This is a genomic window from Sphingobacterium sp. UDSM-2020 (genome assembly GCF_016132525.1).
GTDB classification, from domain to species: domain Bacteria; phylum Bacteroidota; class Bacteroidia; order Sphingobacteriales; family Sphingobacteriaceae; genus Sphingobacterium; species Sphingobacterium anhuiense.
Genome location: NZ_CP066166.1, coordinates 5,875,684 through 5,896,058, shown reverse-complemented (window position 1 = coordinate 5,896,058; position 20,375 = coordinate 5,875,684). Strand labels below are relative to the sequence as shown.

15 protein-coding genes are annotated in these 20,375 nt (G+C 35.9%); 11 read left to right on the top strand and 4 right to left on the bottom strand.

Annotated features, from left to right (window positions below; all coding sequences use genetic code 11):
- The first annotated feature begins 5 nt into the window (after nt 1–5).
- The 3 genes from JAZ75_RS25020 (at nt 6) to JAZ75_RS25010 (ending at nt 4,032) form a co-directional block, all read left to right on the top strand.
- The gene (locus JAZ75_RS25020; protein ID WP_232789316.1) at nt 6–1,097 is read left to right on the top strand and encodes a porin; all 1,092 of its coding nucleotides are present in this window, start codon (nt 6–8) and stop codon (nt 1,095–1,097) included.
- A gap of 77 nt (nt 1,098–1,174) precedes the next feature.
- Nucleotides 1,175–2,296, top strand: a complete 1,122-nt coding sequence (locus JAZ75_RS25015) for a sensor protein KdpD (RefSeq protein WP_208699311.1) — start codon at nt 1,175–1,177, stop codon at nt 2,294–2,296.
- Complete coding sequence (locus JAZ75_RS25010) at nt 2,296–4,032, top strand: ATP-binding protein (RefSeq protein WP_208699309.1); 1,737 nt, start codon at nt 2,296–2,298, stop codon at nt 4,030–4,032. The genes JAZ75_RS25015 and JAZ75_RS25010 overlap by 1 nt, the downstream gene beginning before the upstream one ends.
- An 819-nt stretch (nt 4,033–4,851) precedes the next feature.
- Here the strand turns inward: JAZ75_RS25010 and JAZ75_RS25005 are convergent.
- Nucleotides 4,852–6,057 carry a pyridoxal phosphate-dependent aminotransferase gene (locus JAZ75_RS25005; RefSeq protein WP_232789315.1) on the bottom strand — a complete coding sequence of 402 codons (1,206 nt, stop codon included), beginning with the start codon at nt 6,055–6,057 and terminating at the stop codon, nt 4,852–4,854.
- Between the two features lie 339 nt (nt 6,058–6,396).
- Here JAZ75_RS25005 and JAZ75_RS25000 point away from each other — a divergent pair, with 339 nt between their 5' ends.
- The 4 genes from JAZ75_RS25000 to JAZ75_RS24985 all read left to right on the top strand — a co-directional run bounded on the left by JAZ75_RS25000 (nt 6,397) and on the right by JAZ75_RS24985 (nt 10,757).
- On the top strand, nt 6,397–7,374 hold the full coding sequence (locus tag JAZ75_RS25000) for a cation diffusion facilitator family transporter (protein ID WP_132843207.1): 978 nt from the start codon (nt 6,397–6,399) through the stop codon (nt 7,372–7,374).
- A gap of 104 nt (nt 7,375–7,478) precedes the next feature.
- Nucleotides 7,479–9,269, top strand: a complete 1,791-nt coding sequence (lepA, locus tag JAZ75_RS24995) for a translation elongation factor 4 (protein WP_208699307.1) — start codon at nt 7,479–7,481, stop codon at nt 9,267–9,269.
- Between the two features lie 28 nt (nt 9,270–9,297).
- Entirely contained in the window at nt 9,298–10,185 is an 888-nt protein-coding gene (locus JAZ75_RS24990) for a bifunctional 5,10-methylenetetrahydrofolate dehydrogenase/5,10-methenyltetrahydrofolate cyclohydrolase (protein ID WP_208699305.1), read from the top strand.
- Nucleotides 10,186–10,235: 50 nt separating this feature from the next.
- Nucleotides 10,236–10,757 (top strand): hypothetical protein, encoded by a 522-nt coding sequence (locus JAZ75_RS24985; RefSeq protein WP_208699303.1) that lies wholly within the window; start codon nt 10,236–10,238, stop codon nt 10,755–10,757.
- Nucleotides 10,758–10,826: 69 nt separating this feature from the next.
- On the opposite strand, the gene hisD is transcribed toward JAZ75_RS24985, so the two are convergent.
- Both hisD and hisG read right to left on the bottom strand, forming a co-directional pair.
- The gene (gene hisD / locus JAZ75_RS24980) at nt 10,827–12,116 is read right to left on the bottom strand and encodes a histidinol dehydrogenase (protein WP_208702600.1); all 1,290 of its coding nucleotides are present in this window, start codon (nt 12,114–12,116) and stop codon (nt 10,827–10,829) included.
- A gap of 34 nt (nt 12,117–12,150) precedes the next feature.
- Complete coding sequence (hisG, locus tag JAZ75_RS24975; RefSeq protein ID WP_208699301.1) at nt 12,151–13,002, bottom strand: ATP phosphoribosyltransferase; 852 nt, start codon at nt 13,000–13,002, stop codon at nt 12,151–12,153.
- A 478-nt stretch (nt 13,003–13,480) separates the two neighbouring features.
- Between hisG and JAZ75_RS24970 the strand changes: the two genes are divergently transcribed.
- The 3 genes from JAZ75_RS24970 to JAZ75_RS24960 all read left to right on the top strand — a co-directional run bounded on the left by JAZ75_RS24970 (nt 13,481) and on the right by JAZ75_RS24960 (nt 17,296).
- Nucleotides 13,481–14,770, top strand: a complete 1,290-nt coding sequence (locus JAZ75_RS24970; protein WP_208699299.1) for a Gfo/Idh/MocA family protein — start codon at nt 13,481–13,483, stop codon at nt 14,768–14,770.
- A 2-nt stretch (nt 14,771–14,772) separates the two neighbouring features.
- On the top strand, nt 14,773–15,846 hold the full coding sequence (locus JAZ75_RS24965) for a Gfo/Idh/MocA family oxidoreductase (RefSeq protein ID WP_208699297.1): 1,074 nt from the start codon (nt 14,773–14,775) through the stop codon (nt 15,844–15,846).
- Nucleotides 15,847–16,045: 199 nt separating this feature from the next.
- A complete protein-coding gene (locus JAZ75_RS24960) occupies nt 16,046–17,296 on the top strand; it encodes a hypothetical protein (RefSeq protein WP_208699295.1) in 1,251 nt (416 codons plus the stop codon).
- 77 nt (nt 17,297–17,373) lie between these two features.
- Here JAZ75_RS24960 and JAZ75_RS24955 read toward each other — a convergent pair whose 3' ends face one another.
- Nucleotides 17,374–17,997 carry a 7-carboxy-7-deazaguanine synthase QueE gene (locus tag JAZ75_RS24955; protein WP_208699292.1) on the bottom strand — a complete coding sequence of 208 codons (624 nt, stop codon included), beginning with the start codon at nt 17,995–17,997 and terminating at the stop codon, nt 17,374–17,376.
- 449 nt (nt 17,998–18,446) lie between these two features.
- Here JAZ75_RS24955 and thrS point away from each other — a divergent pair, with 449 nt between their 5' ends.
- Nucleotides 18,447–20,372 carry a threonine--tRNA ligase gene (gene thrS / locus JAZ75_RS24950; protein WP_208699290.1) on the top strand — a complete coding sequence of 642 codons (1,926 nt, stop codon included), beginning with the start codon at nt 18,447–18,449 and terminating at the stop codon, nt 20,370–20,372.
- Nucleotides 20,373–20,375 lie beyond the last annotated feature (3 nt).

The window sequence follows — 20,375 nt, the reverse complement described above, 5'->3', positions numbered from 1 at the left end:
AAATTATGATGAATAAATATATCATCAGTTCCCTATTGTTATTAGGAACTATCCATATTTTGCAAGCACAAGAAAACGTTGAGATCAAAAATCCGTTAACGATCAGTGGTTATGTTGAAGTGTACAGTCAGTACGATTTTTCCAACCCTAAAAATAATTCCCGACCAGGATATGTATACAGTCATCATCGTAATAATGAGGTTAATTTAAATCTTGGATTGATTAAATTAAATTATGAATCTGATCGAATCAGGACTAACCTGGCATTGGCAGCTGGTACTTATATGAATGCAAATTATGCTGCTGAACCAGTAACGTTGAAAAATATCTACGAAGCAAATGTCGGTATTAAGATTTCAGAAAAGTATAATTTATGGATTGATGCTGGTGTCTTGCCATCTCATATTGGATTTGAAAGCGCCATTAGTAAGGATTGCTATACCCTGACACGTAGTATAGGAGCGGATAACTCTCCTTATTTTGAAACAGGAGCTAAGGTATCGTATACGACCGATGACGGTAAATGGATGATGAGTGGATTAGTTTTAAATGGCTGGCAAAGAATTCAGCGGATTGACGGAAACAGTACCCCCGCTTTTGGGCATCAGTTAACGTATAGGCCGACGGATAAAATAACTTTAAACAGCAGTTCGTTTTTTGGTAGTGATAAAGCTGATTCTGTTCGTCAGATGCGGTATTTTCATAATTTTTATGGACAGTTCCAACTGCATGATAAATTTACGGTTATAACAGGGTTTGATATTGGTGCTGAACAAAAGGAAAAAGGAAGCAGTCATTACAACACATGGTTTACTCCAGTTTTGATCGCTTCCTATAAACCTCATGATGATTTTGCTATAGCTTTACGAGGTGAATATTATCAAGATAAGAAAGGGATAATTATTAATACCGGAACTGCAAATGGTTTTCAAACATTTGGTTATTCCTTTTCAGTAGATTATGTGGTTTTCTCAAATTTAGTCTGGCGAACAGAGTTAAAGAGACTACAGAGTAAAGATGCTATTTTTGCTGATCGAAATGATTCTTTGGAAAAAGATAATATGATTGGAATTACTTCTTTGGCATTACGTTTTTAATCGAATTATTATTTCTCTTGTTGTTTTATACTGGTTTATAAAATAACAAGAGAGCTAATAACATGATCTATTCTTATATGGAAGAAAGAAAAGATGCGGAACATTTCTTAGGGCTGATAAAAAAATCTAGGAAAGGAAAATTTAAACTGTATATCGGTATGAGCGCTGGTGTAGGGAAGACTTATCGTATGCTACAAGAGGCACATATGCTTCTACATAGTAGGGTAGATATTAAAATAGGTTATATTGAAACTCATAATAGAAAAGAAACACATGCATTGTTGGATGGTATTCCTTTGATCCCCAGACGTAAACTTTTTTATAAGGGAAAAGAGCTTGAAGAATTGGATGTTCAGGCGGTTATTAACATACATCCTGAAATTGTCATAATTGATGAACTTGCTCATAGTAATATTGAAGGAAGTGTCAATGCTAAACGTTGGCAGGATGTTATCGATATATTGGATGCGGGTATCAGTGTGATCAGCGCAGTCAATATTCAGCACATTGAAAGTCTGCATGATGAGATTAAGAATATAACAGGTGTTGATGTACAGGAACGTATACCCGATAGTGTGCTTGGATTGGCCGATGAGGTCGTTAATATTGATTTAACAGCTGAAGAGTTGATAAATAGATTGAAAGATGGTAAAATTTATGATGCTGCTAAGATAGAAATGGCATTAGCAAATTTTTTTAATAGTGATCATATTTTGCAATTACGTGAACTGGCTTTAAAAGAAGTTGCTTCACAGGTGCAAAGGAAAGTTGAGACGGAGGTTATTCATCATAAATATATGAAGAAGGAGCAATTTCTAGCTTGTGTAAGTTCAAATGAGAAGACTGCTACGATCGTAATTCGTAAGACCGCAAGGTTAGCAAACTATTATAATAGTAAATGGTTTGTTCTCTATGTGCAAACGCCTAAAGAAAGTGTTTCTAAAATAGCTCTGGATAAACAGCGACATTTGATTAATAATTTTAAATTAGCAACAGAATTGGGCGCCGAGATTATAAAGGTTAATCATAGCAAGATTGCTACAGCCATTATTGAGCAATGTGAAGCAAAACAGATAACGACAGTTTGTATAGGTAAGCCACATTTGGGATTAATCAAAATCATTTGGGCAACAAATACTTTTAATAAACTTCTGACGAAGCTTTCAAACGAAAAAATTGATCTTATAATTCTTTCATAATGCGTATAAAGACAAAATTAACTTTTGGTGTTGGGTCACTTTTTCTGATGATTGTACTATTGGTTGTGGTAAGTGGCTGGTATGTCAATCAGTTGAAAAGGGATACCAATAATATTCTCGTTGCCAATTATAACACTTTGCAATATGCCCGCAATATGCTGTTGGCATTGGAAGAATATGCTGTTGATCCAGTTGCGTTACTTGATTTTAAGGAAAATCTAGAGAAACAAAAGCATAATGTTACTGAAATCGGAGAGGTGCAGGCTACAAAGATGGTCGAAAAACATTTCTATCAGTTTACCGAAAATAAAGCGGATGTTACGTTGCTTTCCAAAATAAGAAAAGACATTACTGAATTGATGCGTCTCAATATGGAAGCCATAGAACGTAAAAGTGATATTGCTTCTGTAACTGCAGAAAAAGCCATTGCTGTCATTTCCATTACCGGAACATTGTGTTTTCTGATTGCTTTTGTTCTGATCGTTAACCTGCCATCAAATATTGCGAATCCTATTAAAGAATTGACAGAAAGTATTAAGCAGATTGCAAATGAAAACTATAAAAAACGAATACATTATGATAAACGTAATGAATTTGGAGAGCTTGCAAATTCTTTTAATACAATGGCTGAAAAACTAGAAGAATATGCCGAAAGTAAATTGGATAAAATATTAAAAGGTAAAAAACGAATAGATACTCTTATTAATAACATGCATGATCCTGTAATTGGGATTGATGAACAGAAGGTGGTATTATTCGCGAATGAAGAAGCTTTGAAAATTTCTGGTTTACAAAATGAACAGCTAATTGGAGAGCAAATACAAGATGTCGCGGTGACAAATGATCTGATACGTGATTTTATCAAAGATATTTTTCAGGATCAGAAACAACGAGAAGCTACTCTTCTTAAGATTTATGCAAATGGTAAAGAAAGTTATTTTGAGAAGGAAATTGTCGATATTAATATTGTACCGACGGGAGAATTAGATTCTCAATTTATAGGACAGGTCATCATGTTGCGTAATATTACCCAGTTTAAAGAAATGGATTTCGCTAAAACGAATTTTATAGCAACCATATCGCATGAACTTAAAACACCTATTGCCTCCATAAAGATGGGGTTACAACTTTTAGAAAATAAACAAATTGGTGTACTCAATGAAGATCAAAATAATCTTGTTCAAAGTATCCGCGAGGATACCGGGAGGTTGTTGAAAATTACAGGTGAGCTTTTGAATATGACGCAGGTTGAAAGTGGGACCATTCAGTTAAATGTAGCACCGACCAATGTGAGCGAACTTATCGAATATGCTATACGCGCAACAAAAGCGATGGCAGAACAAAAACATATAGAATTGCAATTGCAAATGGAAAATAACCTACCAGATGTGCTCGCGGATAATGAAAAAACAGCCTGGGTATTGACCAACTTACTTTCAAATGCAGTACGTTATTCCTATGAAAATGCTATCATTGGGATCTCTATTGGATCTAGTGAGGATAAAGTGAAATTTGCAATTAAAGATGCTGGACAAGGTATAGAAGATCAGTATAAGGATAAAATATTTGAACGGTATTTTCGAATTCCGGGAACAAAAAAAGAAGGTACAGGTTTGGGTTTAAGTATCAGTAAAGAGTTTATAGAAGCACAGGGGGGGACTATAACTGTTGACAGTGAATATGGTTCAGGAAGTACTTTTTCTTTTACATTGAATCGTATTGATACCAATAATTAAAAAAAACTAGTGTCTGTAGCAACACTTGAGATTGAGATAGAGAAAAATCTAATATGTTTTTCATTCCATAATTTTCGCTTTGAGATTTGGAGTGGCCACAATAGGGTAAAGGACCCTGTGTGCTTGGCAGTTCTAACAAGTGGTGTTGCGCATTCATTTTGCTTAAAGGTATGATAGCAATGCGCGATGGCTCATTGATTTATCACTCTGGTCAATGTATATACCAACTTAGCCGTTTGTCTTCGCGTTTTTGGTAAACCATTTTGCGTTGCAGCGGTGTAGTAATTCGCCATGTCCAATTGATTCATCACGCTGGCCAATGTATATTGAAATTTGGCCGTCTGTTTTTATTCTTACGGTAGTTCATTTTACGCTATTGCTTATTATTAACTCTGCATGGCTTATAGGTATTGCTACGTAACATGCTTTTAGGGAAATATTATTTTACTATTAAGTTAGTTGAGTTTACTGGCGAGTAAAATTCTGATATTGTTTAGCCTCTTGTTTAAATTAAAAGAGCTTCTCGTAAAGAATAGATGCACTTAGGGAAAGTCTGATTTTTAGTTGAATTTATTGAACATCATATGGGGGAGCTTATTTTGTATTCGGAATTGACGTAAAACCCATACGACAGCTTTGATATGCCGTATGCCGAAATAAAATTAGCAGAAGGATTTATGAATACGCCATACCGCGGCAGTATAAATCATATCCGTTCCCTTGCCATGTTACGTAGCAAATTGGGCTAATCTGAGTATATAACAAAAGAAGAGACTATCTTTAAAGACAGCCTCTTCTTTTGTTATGGGTTATAAAAGTTTATGCTAATTTGCCTAATGCTTCTTTGATACGTCTTAAAGCTTCTACTAAGCTTTCATCAGATGCAGCATATGACAGACGGATGTATTTGTCATTTCCAAATGAATCACCACCAACTGTTGCGACATGACCTACATTCAATAGGTATAGAGCTAAGTCAGATGAATTGTTGATTACATTTCCATTCTCATCTTTTTTTCCAAAGAAAGAACTGATTTCTGGGAAGAAATAGAAAGCGCCTTCAGGTAAGTTTGTTTTAACTCCTGGAATTGCGGATAATAGATCATAAACCAGTTGACGACGACGAGCAAATGCCTCTTTCATTTTATTCACTGATGCTAATCCTTGCTCATAAGCAACGATTCCTGCACGTTGTGATATCGAACATGTTCCCGATGTCGTTTGTCCTTGTAATTTGTCATTTGCGGCAGCGATCTCTTTATTACAAGCAATATAACCTAATCTCCATCCGGTCATTGCAAATGCTTTGGAGAAACCGTTAATGATAATCACACGGTCTTTAATGCTATCAAATTGAGCGATAGATTCATGTTTGTCTACAAAATTGATATGTTCATAGATTTCATCTGATAAGATAAATACCTGTGGATGTTTTTCAAATACTTTTGCCAAAGCAGCTAACTCATCTTTACTATACACCGTACCTGTAGGGTTATTTGGTGATGAGAACATGAACAATTTAGTTTTAGGCGTGATAGCAGCCTCAAGTTGCTCAGGAGTTATTTTAAAGTTATTATCGATTTCAGTATTGATAAAAACCGATTTTCCTTCAGCTAAAACAACCATTTCTGAATAAGAAACCCAGTATGGGGTGGGTATTACAACTTCATCACCAGGATTAACAAGTGTTAAAATAACATTTGATAAAGACTGTTTTGCACCTGTAGAAACTACGATTTGAGAGATGTCATAATCAAGATTATTTTCAATCTTCAATTTATTCACAATAGCCTGACGTAATTCTGGGTATCCCGGAACTGGCGAGTAACGTGTCCAATTTTCGTCTAAAGCTATCTTAGCAGCTTCTTTAACGTGGTCAGGAGTATTGAAATCTGGTTCGCCAACACTTAAGCTGATAACATTAACGCCTTTTGAGGCTAATTCGCGACCAAGCTTAGTCATTTTAAGCGTAGCCGACTCGGATAAGTTGTTTATCCTATCTGATAAATATGATTGTGTGCTCATGGTAAGACAAAGATATTATTTAGAATGCAAATAATACTTTAATTTCTTGAAAAAAGACAAACGATTGCTTCTTTTTTACTGAAAATATGTAAAATTATTAAGATTTTGATTGCTTTAGAATAACATCTATTCTAATTTTTCAGCACGTATATTACCGATGTTACGATGTTAGAAATATACGATAAATTTTATAATGATATTTCTGCTTAGCATTAATCACCATTTCATTTATCAGATTGCATTGATGTAAAAGAGTATGCTAAAAGATTAGTAGTTTCAAACTAAAAAGGAAATCGTAGCGTTATATGACTACCTTTGTCGCGAAAATAAAGTATTATTATGTCTAAGCAAAAAAGATTAGTTCTGCTATCCCTTTTGACAGGGCTAGGATTGATGATCATCAAATTTGTCGCGTATTTCCTTACTGCTTCCAATGCTATTTTCACCGATGCTGCGGAAAGTATTGTCAATGTCATTGCCTCAAGTTTTGCTTTCTATAGTATTTATTTAGCCGCTCAACCTAAAGATAATAATCATCCTTATGGTCATGGCAAAGTGGAATTCTTTTCTGTTTTCTTGGAAGGGGGACTTATTTTTATAGCCGGATCAATCATACTGGTAAAGGGATTTTACAATATCTTTTTCCCATCTACATTATCAAATTTGGAAGAAGGGATCGGTTTAGTTTCTGTTACGGCCCTGATTAATTTTGTAATTGGATTCTACATCATGAAAAGAGGGCGAGCATTGGGTTCTCTTACATTGGAAGCCGACGGTAAACATCTACAAGTTGATGCCTATAGTACAATAGGCCTAGTAGTCGGTCTTATTCTTATGAAATTAACAGGCTTAAAGTGGATCGATATTGCAATTTCTTTTGCTTTGGGCAGTTTTATTTTATATAATGGCTATAAATTGTTAAGGCAGTCAGTGGGTGGACTTATGGATGAGTCCGATGTAGATCTAGTAAAAGAAGTCGTTCAAGTTTTGCAAGAAAACCGTCATACAGATTGGATTGATATACACAATCTGCGTGTGCAACGATATGGCAATGAACTGCATGTTGATTGTCACTTGACACTTCCAAATTATTATTCCTTAACTAAAGTACACGATGAAATCTCGATTTTAGATAAAATCGTTAATACCAAAATGTCGATTGAAACCGAGTTTTTTATTCATGCAGATCCATGCCTTCCCGAATGCTGCAGCTATTGTCAAGTAAAAGACTGTCCAATACGATCGAAAGAGTTTACAGTTGAGATTGAATGGCAAGTAGAAAACGTCACAGCAAATCGAAAACATTTTTTATCTTAATCGATAAATCATGAAATTATGTGCATAAATAGGGGACAGCTTAGCTTAAATGTCTGTCAAAAAAAGTATCTTTGCTTTTTAGAAACGATTTTTAAAAATCCTATATGAAGCAAATACGTAATTTCTGTATCATCGCACACATTGATCACGGTAAAAGTACATTAGCCGATCGATTATTGGAGTATACCAACACCATTACACAACGTGAAGCGCAGGCACAATTACTAGATAATATGGATTTGGAACGTGAACGTGGTATTACCATTAAGAGTCACGCTATCCAAATGAACTATATACAAGACGGAGTGGAGTATATCTTAAATTTAATTGATACTCCCGGACACGTCGATTTTTCTTACGAAGTATCACGTTCAATTGCTGCCTGCGAAGGAGCTTTGTTAATTGTAGATGCTTCTCAAGGTATACAAGCACAAACAATCTCCAATCTTTATTTAGCATTGGAGCATGATTTAGAGATTATTCCAATATTGAATAAGATGGATCTTCCGGGTGCTATGCCAGAGGAAGTGAAAGACCAGATTATTGATTTAATTGGTGGTAACCGAGAAGATATTATTCCAGCATCTGGTAAAACAGGACTTGGGATTCCTGATATTTTAAAAGCAATTGTAGCACGAGTTCCAGCACCAGTGGGGGATCCCAATGCGCCATTGCAAGCCTTAATCTTCGATTCAGTTTATAACTCTTTTCGTGGTATCATGGCCTATTTCAAAGTTGAAAATGGTGAGATCCGTAAAGGTGATAAAGTGAAATTTGTTGCTACAGGAAAAGAATATTCTGCAGATGAGATTGGAACTTTGAAATTAAATCAAGTTGCTAAAGATGTCGTTAGAACAGGTGATGTTGGATACATCATCTCAGGGATTAAGGAAGCTCGTGAAGTAAAAGTTGGCGATACGATCACCCATAAGGAAAGGCCTTGTGAAGGTGCTATTCAAGGATTTGAAGAAGTAAAACCAATGGTTTTTGCCGGAATATATCCTGTTGATACAGAAGATTACGAAGAGTTACGCGAATCGATGCACCGTTTGCAATTGAATGACGCATCTTTAGTGTTTGAACCAGAGTCTTCAGCAGCGCTAGGTTTTGGATTCCGTTGTGGATTCTTAGGAATGCTTCATATGGAGATTATCCAGGAACGTCTTGAGCGTGAGTTTGATATGACTGTTATCACAACTGTTCCCAACGTATCTTACAAAGCGTATTTAACAAAAGATAATGAAGAAGTTCAGGTTCATAACCCATCCGATTTACCAGATCCGAGTAAATTAGATGCTATTGAGGAACCTTATATTAAAGCAAATATCATTACTAAATCTGATTTCGTAGGACCGATTATGTCTTTATGTATCCAAAAACGTGGTGCAATCATTAATCAGTCATATTTAACTTCAGACCGTGTTGAATTGGTATTTGAGATGCCAATGGGGGAAATTGTATTTGATTTTTATGATAAGTTAAAAACGATTTCCAAGGGCTATGCTTCTTTTGATTATACACAGATAGGTTACCGTCAATCCGATTTGGTCCGTTTGGATATCCGTTTAAATGATGAACCTGTAGATGCATTGTCATCTCTGATTCACAGAAGTAATGCATATGACTTTGGTAAGAAAATTTGTGAAAAATTAAAAGAATTATTGCCTCGCCAACAGTTTGAAATTCGTATTCAAGCATCTATTGGAATGAAAATCATTGCCCGTGAGACAATTTCTGCTTTACGTAAAGATGTAACAGCAAAATGTTATGGCGGTGATATTTCTCGTAAGCGTAAGCTTTTAGAAAAGCAGAAAAAAGGTAAAAAACGAATGCGTCAAGTAGGTAACGTTGAAATACCGCAATCGGCATTTATGGCGGTACTGAAATTAGATTAGAAACTTAAAAAATCCTATTCCTATAAAAATGAATTTATTAGACGGTAAACTCGTATCAGCTAAAATTAAAGAAGATATCAAAAAAGATACAGCTGATTTTACAGCGCAAGCTGGACGTAAACCTCATTTAGTGGCTATCCTAGTTGGAAACGACGGTGGTAGTGAAACTTATGTGGCGAGTAAAATGCGTAATTGTGAATTGGTAGGTTTTGAATCTACTAATATTCGTTACGATGTTGATGTGACTGAAGAACAATTGATCGCTAAAATTCAAGAAATAAATGCGGATGCAAATATTGACGGTTTGATCGTGCAGTTGCCACTTCCAAAGCATATCGATCCCGATAAAATAACTGAAGCAATAGATTACCGAAAAGATGTAGATGGTTTTCATCCCATCAATTTGGGCAGAATGCAACGAAATCTTCCTTGCTTTATTCCAGCAACACCTTATGGTATTATGTTGATGCTGGATCATTATAAAATTGAAACTGCAGGTAAACATGCAGTGGTGGTAGGTAGAAGTAATATCGTTGGTTCACCAATGAGTATTCTTTTAGCACGAAATTCTAATCCGGGGAACTGTACAGTTACCTTAACACATAGTCGTACCAAAGACCTTAAAACAGAAGTTTTACGCGCGGATATTATTGTTGCTGCAATTGGGAAGAAAAACTTTGTTACTGCAGATATGGTGAAGGATGGCGCAGTTGTAATTGATGTAGGAATTAATAGAGAAGACTCAACAGAAACAAAGTCTGGCTTTAAATTATATGGAGATGTAGATTTTGAGGAAGTCGCTCCTAAAGCTTCCTGGATAACTCCTGTACCTGGAGGAGTGGGCTTGATGACAATTGTTGGATTACTTAAGAATACACTAGAAGCGGCAAAAGGCACGATTTATCCTAAAGCATAATTGGCATAAATATTGTTTGGTTAAATCTGTTAACCAAAGAAATATACGAAATGAAAAAAGTTGCATTTTTAGCATTATTCGCAGGAGTTTCATTAACTTTTGCGGCTTGTAATAATACGCCAAAAGAAGATAAAAATAGTGATGGAGAAGTCACAGTCGGAGAAAAATTAGATAATTCTCTAGATAGTTTAGATAAACATGCAGACATTGCTGCTGCTGAAGCGAAAGCTAAATATGAGCAAGCTCAAAAAGATCTAGATGCTGCAATAGCAAAAGGAGATAAGAAAGCTGAAGAAGCTGCACGTAAAACTGTAGACGAGACAAAAACTGCTTGGGAAAAAATTACGGCAGGTACTGCTAAAGTCGCGGGTGATGTTGAAGAAGGTGTGAAGGATGCCGCTCATGCAACTGGTCATGCTATCGATAAAGCTGCTGACGCAACAGCTAAAGCTGGAAAATCTGCCGTTGAAGGTACTAAAGATGCTGCTAAAGCTGTAGGTGAAGGAACCAAAGATGCAGCTAAAGCTGTAGGTGACAAAGCTAAAAAAGTTGGTGAAGCATTGAAAAACTAATTCGAAATAAGATTTTAATAAAAAAGCCTTTCAGATTTTCTGAAAGGCTTTTCTTTTGATTTGAAATTATTAATTTTCTTTTCGAATGGTAACAGCATTCTTATGTGCATGAAGTCCCTCTAATTCTGCTAAGATCTCCACAGTAGAACCAATATTAAGTAGTCCTTCCTGACTTATATGCTGGAAAGTAATCTTTTTTACAAATGAATCTACGGATACACCCGAATAAGATCTTGCATATCCTGATGTAGGTAAAGTATGGTTTGTTCCGGAAGCATAATCTCCAGCACTTTCAGGCGTTAAGTGTCCTAAAAAGACGGAACCTGCATTTAAAATAAGACGGACAAGACGTTCCCATTGATCAGTTTCTAGGATCAGATGTTCTGGAGCATAATAATTACTAAACGCAAGCGCCTCATTTAAATCAGTTGCTAACACCGCATAGGAGTTCTCGATTGCTTTGCTTGCTAATTCAAAACGGGGTAAAATAGCAAGTTGCTTTTCTAATTCAAGATTTACAGCTTCAATAATATCTTTGGAAGTTGCTACGAGTACAGCCTGACTGTCAGTACCATGTTCAGCTTGAGCTAATAGATCTGCAGCTACATAAGCAGGTGTGGCAGTTTCATCAGCAATTACTAAAACTTCAGATGGACCAGCAGGCATGTCGATACTTACATTTGCCATACCTTGAACAATGCTTTTTGCTTTTGTCACAAATTGATTGCCAGGTCCAAATATTTTATCAACTTTAGGGATCGTTTCCGATCCAAAAGCCATTGCCGCTATAGCTTGAGCACCACCGACAAGGTAAATGCGTTCAATTTTTAATAATTTGAGACAATAGGCTACGAAACCGTTTATTTTTCCACTTTTTTGGGGAGGAGAACAAACAATGATTTCTTTACATCCCGCAATTCGTGCCGGTACACCTAACATTAATAGTGTACTTGGTAGAACAGCGGAGCCTCCCGGTATATAAAGACCCACTTTTTCAATAGGGCGGATCTCCCGCCAGCATTTTACACCTGTTGTAGTCTCTACAACTCGCTCACGCTTTACTTGTGAAGAGTGGAATTTATGAATATTCTGGAACGCAATTTCTAAAGCCCTTTGTTGTTCGCGATTAATCGTTGATGCCAATACATCAATATCGTTAGCATCAAGGTAAAGTTTTTCTAATTCAACTTTGTCAAATTGTTGTGCATAGCTAATCAAAGCTTTATCACCATTTTGACGAACTTCTTGTATAATATCTAAGACAGTATCTTGGATAGCATGCGAAGGATCAGTATTACGCGTTGTTAATTCCTGTAATTCAATGGAATTTAACTTAGCATATTCAAAAGTTTTAAGCATCATGAATTTTATTTTAAGCGTAACCGCTTATTAACTACATAATAATTTTTTCGATCGGCATGACCACAATTCCTTGGGCACCTGCAGACTTTAGCTTGTTGATCTTACCCCAGAAATCATCTTCTGAAATAACAGTATGAACGGCAACCCAACCTTCTTCTGCTAATGGAACAACAGTAGGCGACTTTACCCCATGTAGAAGACCTGTTATAGTTGGTAAATTAACTTTCTCAACATTCAGAACAACGTACTTGGTTTCTTTTGCCATTAACACCGACTGGATTCGCTGTAAAAGTTCAGCTAAGATTTCGTTATCCTCCAACCCTGGGCGACCGATAAGAATTGCTTCAGATTTGCGGACATCAGCAAACTGTTTTAAACCATTATTTTTAAGGGTACCACCTGTAGAGACGATATCACATATAGCGTCACTCAAACCTAAGCCAGGTGCAATTTCAACAGATCCTGATATCATCTGAATATCTGCATCGATGCGGTATTCGTCTAAAAATTTCTTTAATATAACAGGATAAGATGTTGCAATAGATTTTCCATTAAGATCTCTTAAATCTTTAATATCACTATCTTTCTGAACCGCTAGTTTTAAAGTACATTTTCCAAAACCTAGACGTTGTAGATAATTAACTTCAGATTCAGTTTCATCAATGACATTTTCACCAACTATTCCTAGATCAGCAATTCCTTGCTCTACATATCCTGGAATATCATCATCACGAAGGAAAAGAATTTCAAGAGGGAAATTGGAAACGGTTGTTATTAAAGAACTTTTATAATTTTCGAAGTCTAGACCACAGTTTTTAAGTAATTGAACTGATTTTTCGTTTAATCTACCCGATTTTTGGATAGCAATTTTAAGATTTTTCAAAGCTTTATAATGTTAGCTGTAAATTATTAATAAATAGAAATCAAACACAAGGGAAAAAATGCTTCACGTAGAAACACACTTATTACATATCGCCGCAATGGCGATGATGCATATGAAAGTGATGTCCGTGAGCAAAAATCATGTTTGTATTAATAATGTGTCAAAAATAGTATTTTGTTAATAGAAATCAAATTTAAATAGCTATTAATTGAGAAAAATAAAATAGAGATAGCGTAAATATGACATTTCTGCATTGAAATTAAACATTTTTTACCTTACTAAAATATTTAATAAGCGATAGAAATTACGTTAGAGTGTGCTTCAAGCTTCTTTTAACGTGATGTCGTTATGATGCACAACATTATTACATTTGGAAGCTATTTATACTTTTTTAGTATAAAATTTAATATTAATTTTAAATTCTCGCTATCTGTAAGAAGAATAGGGACTTGTACAATCGAAAATAATAAGCTAAAATATGAATTTAGAAAATCTAAATCGCCGTTCTTTTCTAAAGAAAACAAATACCGTAGTTCTGGGGACTGCTCTGGCTACATCAAGCCTTAATTTGTATGCAAACAGTGCACCAAAGAAAATTAAGATCGGACTTGTAGGCTGTGGCGGTAGGGGGACAGGGGCCGCTTCTCAAGCATTGCGCGCAGATCCAAATGTCGTCATTACCGCTGTTGCAGATATCTTCCAAGATCAAGTAGACCTATGTTTAGATTCATTGAGACAGATATCAAATGATCAAGTAAAGGTCGATAGCAAAAACATCTTTTTAGGATTTTTAGGATTTCAAAAATTGATGAATACCGATGTGGATGTGGTTTTACTTTGTTCTCCACCAAACTTTAGACCAGATCATTTGGAAGAGGCCGTCAAAAAAGGAAAGCACATCTTTTGTGAAAAACCTGTTGCAGTAGATATTCCAAACTTGAAAAGAGTATTTGAAAGCGTAAAGATTGCTAAAGAAAAGAATCTCTGTTTGGTAAGTGGTTTCTGTTTTAGGTATGCAACACCAAACCGTGAAATCTTTCAAAAGATAAAACAAGGTGATATTGGTGATATACAATCTGTTTCTACTTTTAGATTTGGAGGAGAATTAAGTCATAAGGAAAGACAGGCCGGTTGGTCAGATTTAGAGTATCAGTTACGTAATTGGTTCTATTTCCAAAGATATTCTGGCGATCTTATTGTCGAGCAAGCTATACATAGTGTTGATATGATGTCTTGGGCATTAGGAGATATTGTTCCTAAGACTATTATTGCAACTGGAGGAAGACAGTCCCGAGAGTTGGATAAATTCGGCAACGTTTATGATCATATGTCTATTGAATTTGATTATGGAAATGGATTAAAGGCCTTTCATTCTTGTCGTCAACAAAATGGAACTGATTCCCGAAATTCAGTGGACGTCATAGGAAAGAACGGTCGTGCAAACTTAAATATTCCTTCAAATTTCGAGATTTATGGTGACAAAGCGTGGAAGTTTACTGGACGGAACAATAATATGTATCAAACCCAGCATGACGAACTTTTCGCAGCCATCCGTGATAAAAAAGCGATTAACGATGGACCACACCTTGCGAATAGTACCCTACTTGCAATTTGGTCTCGAACGGCCGCTTATACGGGGAAAGCGATTACGTATGATCAGATTATGCAATCGACAGAAGTTTTAGGCCCTACTTCATTAGAATATGATTGGAAAATGCAAGCTGATAATCGCGGGATTCCTCAGCCGGGAAAAACACCATTTGTTTAGGTATGGACGTAGGAATTAAGATATTAGTAGTCGGGTGTGGTAACATGGGAGCATCTCATGCCCGCGCCTATCATGACTTACCGGGTTTTGAAATTGTTGGGCTGGTATCCAGGGGAGAAAGTAAAAGTAGATTGAATAAATCTCTTCAGGCAGCTTATCCTGAATTTGATGATTTTGAAGAGGCACTGCTACAAACAAAACCAGATGCAGTCTGTATTTCAACCTATCCCGATACGCATGAAAATTATGCAATCAGATCTTTTGAGGCAGGAGCACATGTTTTTCTTGAAAAACCTTTAGCAGATACGGTATTAGGGGCTCAAAATGTTATCGATGCCGCAATAAAGTATAATAAAAAATTGGTTGTAGGATATATTTTACGATATCACCCTTCATGGAAAAAGTTTATCGCAATTAGCCGTAAGATGGGAACACCTTTGGTCATGCGTATGAATCTCAATCAGCAGAGTCATGGCTATATGTGGGATGTACACCGTAATTTAATGAATAGCTTGAGTCCAATAATAGATTGTGGCGTTCATTATATTGATGTAATGTGTCAGATGACAGACGCTAAGCCTGTTCAAGTTTCCGCTATCGGAGCACGATTGACAAATGATATACCCGAAACGAATTATAATTATGGACAGCTTCAGTTACATTTTGATGATGGTTCTGTAGGATGGTATGAAGCAGGATGGGGGCCTATGGTTAGTCAAACTGCTTTTTTTGTTAAAGATGTGTTTGGCCCTAAAGGGGCGGTATCTATTGTGCCAAATCATGCTGTCAGAGAAGGGGTTTCAGATTCGGTGGAAGCACACACCAAAACAGAATCAATTCGTGTACATCATGCTGATATTGATGTGAATAATGAATTTTTAAATGCGGATGAATGGATTCATTTAGAAGACGAACCTACTCATCAAGATCTTTGTAACAGAGAACAGTTATTTTTTCAAAAAGCAATTGTAGAGGATTTGGATTTAAAGAAGCAATCGGAAGATGCTTTGAATAGTTTACGTATTGCTTTTGCATGTGACCAAGCTGTGAAAACCAAAAGCATAATAACGTTGTAAAGAACTTTTAATAAAGAAATAATGGTGTTAGGTATGTTATTTTGTGATGATGCAATTAGCAGAACAGAATATGTAAACCATGGTTCACTATTGTATTTAAAACAATAAAATTTGAAGAAATAAAGTAAATTAATTTTAATTGTGAAAGATAGATCGTTTTGGTCTATCTTTTGTTGTTTAGGAGCTATATTTGTAATGTATGAAAAAATTGGTTCATGTTGTATTTCTTACTATACTGTTATCCCATTCTGCTGCAGCTCAGGATAACTTATGGCAGATGAAATTGAGTTTTAAAGGGCAGATCGCTGTGGAAGAATTAGAAAAGTCTGTGCCTGAATTTGCGTTAGATTTCTATGAGCCATTTTTAAAAGGAGGAACCACTGCTCAAGAGGTTACGATTTTTACCTCACCTTCAAAGATTAAATCAGTTGATAATCTAGGGCACGTTCTGATTGCAGATCGAACTAAAAAACAGGAATATTCATTTACAAAAGGCGATGATCTACTTTCACAGGATGTGCTTTCTTCAGATTATCCCTTATTGAAGAATCCGACTGATCCAAAAGATGCTTATCTTATCTTGGAGAACGGGTCCGAAAAAGAAACCATCAACGGTGTTTCCTGTATAAAAGCATTGTTGAAAGTTGTGGACCCTTATTTAGGTGAAGTTGCAATGACAATTTGGTATGCTCCGGATCTACCGAGTTATTATCTAAGTAGTTTGCCCTTTTTGATTAATGTACCAGGAGCAGTTCTGAAATTAAATGATCAGGTGCATAATTCTTTAGGTTTTGAAGTCTCAGCTTTGACTAAACTAAGTGACTTAAAAGAATTTGAATTACCTCATGAGGTTAAAATTGTTAAGCTTTCAGAAAATGAAGGTAGTAACTTGGATGATGCAAGTGTTTTTCAAGATGCATTTGAACTCAAAGCACCTTTAAAATGGTTTTCACAGCAGAATGCCGCATATGGTGATGAACATTTGTTTGGGGTTAAAAAAACGGATGGAACAATAGTGGAGCCTGCAAATTTTTATTCAATAGATGTATTGAATAAACAAAGAGCAATAGTTTCTGATAGTAGTAGTTTGTTTTGGATTATTGATGATGAGGCAAAAAAAATAAATCATGTAGGTTTTGAAGTACTTTATGCTGTTAATGATGAGAACATGGTGTATGCAATAGAAGATCGATATGGTATCATTAATGCCTCAGGAGTGTCACTTATTGGAGGGTTAAGCAATATCAGCAACTTTGTAGGATCATATTTGCTATTTTCTGAAAACAATAAGCAAGGTTTATTGGATTTTAATGGGAAGATTGTTCTGAAACCTACTTTAGATTTTATTGATACTGATGAGCAAGGTAATATTCTGGTTAAGGATTTGAAGATTAGTTCCGAAGTACAACAATATTCACTTCCAGATTTTCAGGAGAAGTACTTGAAATAGAGTCGAAAAAATATTCATTCAAAAATAAAGGCGATCATTGATCGCCTTTATGATTTATTATTAATCCCAAATTTAGATTAAGGGATGTTCAAATATTTATGTGTCTGAAGTGAGATATTCCATTTAGGATTATCTTTGACATGATCAATGATCAGTGGGGTCATTTCAGGATATTTGGACCATTCAGGTTGCAAATATAATTTACAGTCGTTGTTTACTAATTTAGAATGTTCTTCAGCCCATTCAAAATCACTTTTATTAAAAACAATGACTTTTAATTCACCGGCAGCTTCTAAAACATCTTTTCTTGGAGCTTTAAATTTCTTTGGAGAAAGACAGATCCAATCCCATTCGCCACTTAGTGGATAGGCACCAGATGTCTCTATAAAAGTTTGGATTCCAGCTGCGTGAAGACCTTTTGTTAAGTAATCCAAATTGTAGATTAAAGGTTCTCCTCCCGTGATGACAACTGTTTTTGCTGGATATTTTTTTGCATTTTCAATAATCTGATCAGCAGAAGTTAGCGGGTGTAAAGCGGCATCCCAGCTTTCTTTAACATCGCACCAGTGACACCCCACATCACATCCTCCCAATCGAATAAAATATGCAGCTTTTCCTGTGTGAAATCCCTCTCCCTGAATTGTATAGAACTCTTCCATCAACGGAAGTAAAGTGCCGTCTTCTGGAACTTGATGTGACATAGTAATGAATTTAAGATTGCAAAAATAATAAAAAAGATTGTGATATCGGGATTGTTTTCAATTCATTACTTTTAGATTAGATAGTCAAATCACTTGACGATCTTATTTGGCGCAGACAGGATTCTATTTATCTCCATATTTATCATTAACGAATTTTTATCATAAACTGTTAGTTCAGCATTTCTATAATGAATATTCCTATGCTACATTTGCATTATGATGTGCCCTCTTCCAAGTGAGGGGGAGAACTAAAAATGTGTCGATCAATGATGGGAGTGCAATAAAGACTTAAAAGTACAATTATGGATTATTTTCAGTATATTTGATGGATAATAGATCTAGGAATAGATTTAATTTATTAAGCCTTATAGATAATTAACAATTTAGTATGTTGTGTGTCTGTAAGGTGTTGTTTTATAAATAATTACTAAAAATAATCATATTTGTTGATGATTAAAATTACATTACCTGACGGTTCCGTTCGTGAGTACGAAAAAGGAACATCAGCTGCTCAAGTAGCATTGTCAATCTCGGAAGGTTTAGCTAGAAATGTGTTAGCCGCCGAAGTGAATGGAGAGATTTGGGACTCATCTCGTCCTATTGAAGAAGATTCTGCAGTAAAGTTGTTGACCTGGAATGATACAAATGGTAAATCTACCTTTTGGCATTCTTCTGCGCATCTATTGGCAGAGGCATTAGAAGATCTTTACCCAGGTATCAAGTTTGGTATAGGTCCCGCGATCGAGACGGGTTTCTATTATGACGTTGATTTTGGAGATCGTGAATTCTCATCTGATGATTTTAAGCAAATTGAAGATAAGATGTTAGAATTAGCAAAACGTAAAGAAATTTTCGAACGTAAAGCTGTTTCTAAAGCTGATTCTATTGCATATTTTACTGAAAAAGGAGACGAGTATAAATTAGATCTGATTAAAGATCTGGAAGATGGAAAGATTACATTCTATACACAGGGAGAATTTACCGATTTATGTCGTGGACCACATATTCCTAATACGGGATTTATCAAAGCGATCAAATTAACAAATGTTGCCGGTGCATACTGGAGAGGTGATGAGTCTCGTAAACAATTGACTCGTATCTATGGGGTAACGTTTCCAAAAGCTTCGGAATTAACAGAATATTTAAAGTTCATTGAAGAAGCAAAAAAGCGTGATCATCGTAAATTAGGTAAGGAATTAGAGTTGTTTGCTTTTTCAGAGAAAGTAGGAGCAGGATTACCATTGTGGTTGCCAAAAGGAGCAGCTTTGCGTCAAAAATTACAAGATTTTTTACAAAGAGCTCAGTTAAAATCAGGTTATGAACCTGTGATGACACCTCATATCGGTAATAAACAATTGTACGTAACATCTGGGCACTATGATAAATATGGCGAAGATTCATTCCAGCCGATAAGAACTCCAGTTGAAGACGAAGAGTTTTTCTTGAAGCCGATGAACTGCCCGCATCACTGTGAGATTTATAAAACAAAGCCACGCTCTTATAAAGATCTTCCTGTACGTTTTGCAGAATTTGGGACGGTTTACCGTTACGAGCAATCTGGAGAATTACATGGTTTGACACGTGTAAGAGGGTTTACACAAGATGATGCACATTTATTCTGTCGCCCAGATCAGGTGAAGGAAGAATTTAAAAAAGTGATTGACTTGGTATTGTATGTTTTCAAAGCATTGGGTTTTGAAGAGTATACTGCACAGATTTCGTTAAGAGATCCAGAAAATCGCACCAAATATATTGGTACAGATGAAAATTGGGCTCTTGCAGAAAGTGCAATTATCGAGGCCGCTGCAGAAAAAGAATTATCGACTGTCGTGGAATATGGCGAGGCAGCTTTCTATGGACCTAAACTGGATTTCATGGTGAAGGATGCTTTGGGACGTAGATGGCAGCTAGGTACTATTCAAGTGGATTATAATTTACCTGAGCGCTTCGAACTGGAGTATACAGGTTCTGATAATGCAAAGCATAGACCAGTGATGATTCATAGAGCACCATTTGGTTCTATGGAGCGTTTTATTGCTGTATTGATCGAACATTGTGCTGGAGAATTTCCATTATGGCTTGCCCCAGAACAATTTATCGTCTTGCCAGTGTCAGAAAAATATGAAGAATATGCGAAAAACCTTTTAGAATCGCTAAATAATTCCGATATTCGCGGACTGATAGACTTGCGTGATGAAAAAGTGGGTCGCAAAATCAGAGATGCAGAGGTGAAAAAACTGCCTTATATGTTGATTGTAGGGGAGAAAGAGGCTGAGAGTGGCACGATTTCTGTGCGTAAACATGGTTCAGTAGACATGGGATCCATGACTGCTGACGAATTTAGAGAAGTATTAATTAAAGAAATAACCGTTTAAATA

Coding starts and splice junctions, on each gene's coding strand:
- thrS (WP_208699290.1), top strand. CDS start 18,447: ATGATTAAAATTACATTACCTGACGGTTCCGTTCGTGAGTACGAAAAA.
- JAZ75_RS24970 (WP_208699299.1), top strand. CDS start 13,481: ATGAATTTAGAAAATCTAAATCGCCGTTCTTTTCTAAAGAAAACAAAT.
- JAZ75_RS25015 (WP_208699311.1), top strand. CDS start 1,175: ATGGAAGAAAGAAAAGATGCGGAACATTTCTTAGGGCTGATAAAAAAA.
- JAZ75_RS25010 (WP_208699309.1), top strand. CDS start 2,296: ATGCGTATAAAGACAAAATTAACTTTTGGTGTTGGGTCACTTTTTCTG.
- JAZ75_RS24960 (WP_208699295.1), top strand. CDS start 16,046: ATGAAAAAATTGGTTCATGTTGTATTTCTTACTATACTGTTATCCCAT.
- JAZ75_RS24990 (WP_208699305.1), top strand. CDS start 9,298: ATGAATTTATTAGACGGTAAACTCGTATCAGCTAAAATTAAAGAAGAT.
- JAZ75_RS25020 (WP_232789316.1), top strand. CDS start 6: ATGATGAATAAATATATCATCAGTTCCCTATTGTTATTAGGAACTATC.
- JAZ75_RS25000 (WP_132843207.1), top strand. CDS start 6,397: ATGTCTAAGCAAAAAAGATTAGTTCTGCTATCCCTTTTGACAGGGCTA.
- JAZ75_RS25005 (WP_232789315.1), bottom strand. CDS start 6,057: ATGAGCACACAATCATATTTATCAGATAGGATAAACAACTTATCCGAG.
- JAZ75_RS24955 (WP_208699292.1), bottom strand. CDS start 17,997: ATGTCACATCAAGTTCCAGAAGACGGCACTTTACTTCCGTTGATGGAA.
- hisD (WP_208702600.1), bottom strand. CDS start 12,116: ATGCTTAAAACTTTTGAATATGCTAAGTTAAATTCCATTGAATTACAG.
- JAZ75_RS24985 (WP_208699303.1), top strand. CDS start 10,236: ATGAAAAAAGTTGCATTTTTAGCATTATTCGCAGGAGTTTCATTAACT.
- lepA (WP_208699307.1), top strand. CDS start 7,479: ATGAAGCAAATACGTAATTTCTGTATCATCGCACACATTGATCACGGT.
- JAZ75_RS24965 (WP_208699297.1), top strand. CDS start 14,773: ATGGACGTAGGAATTAAGATATTAGTAGTCGGGTGTGGTAACATGGGA.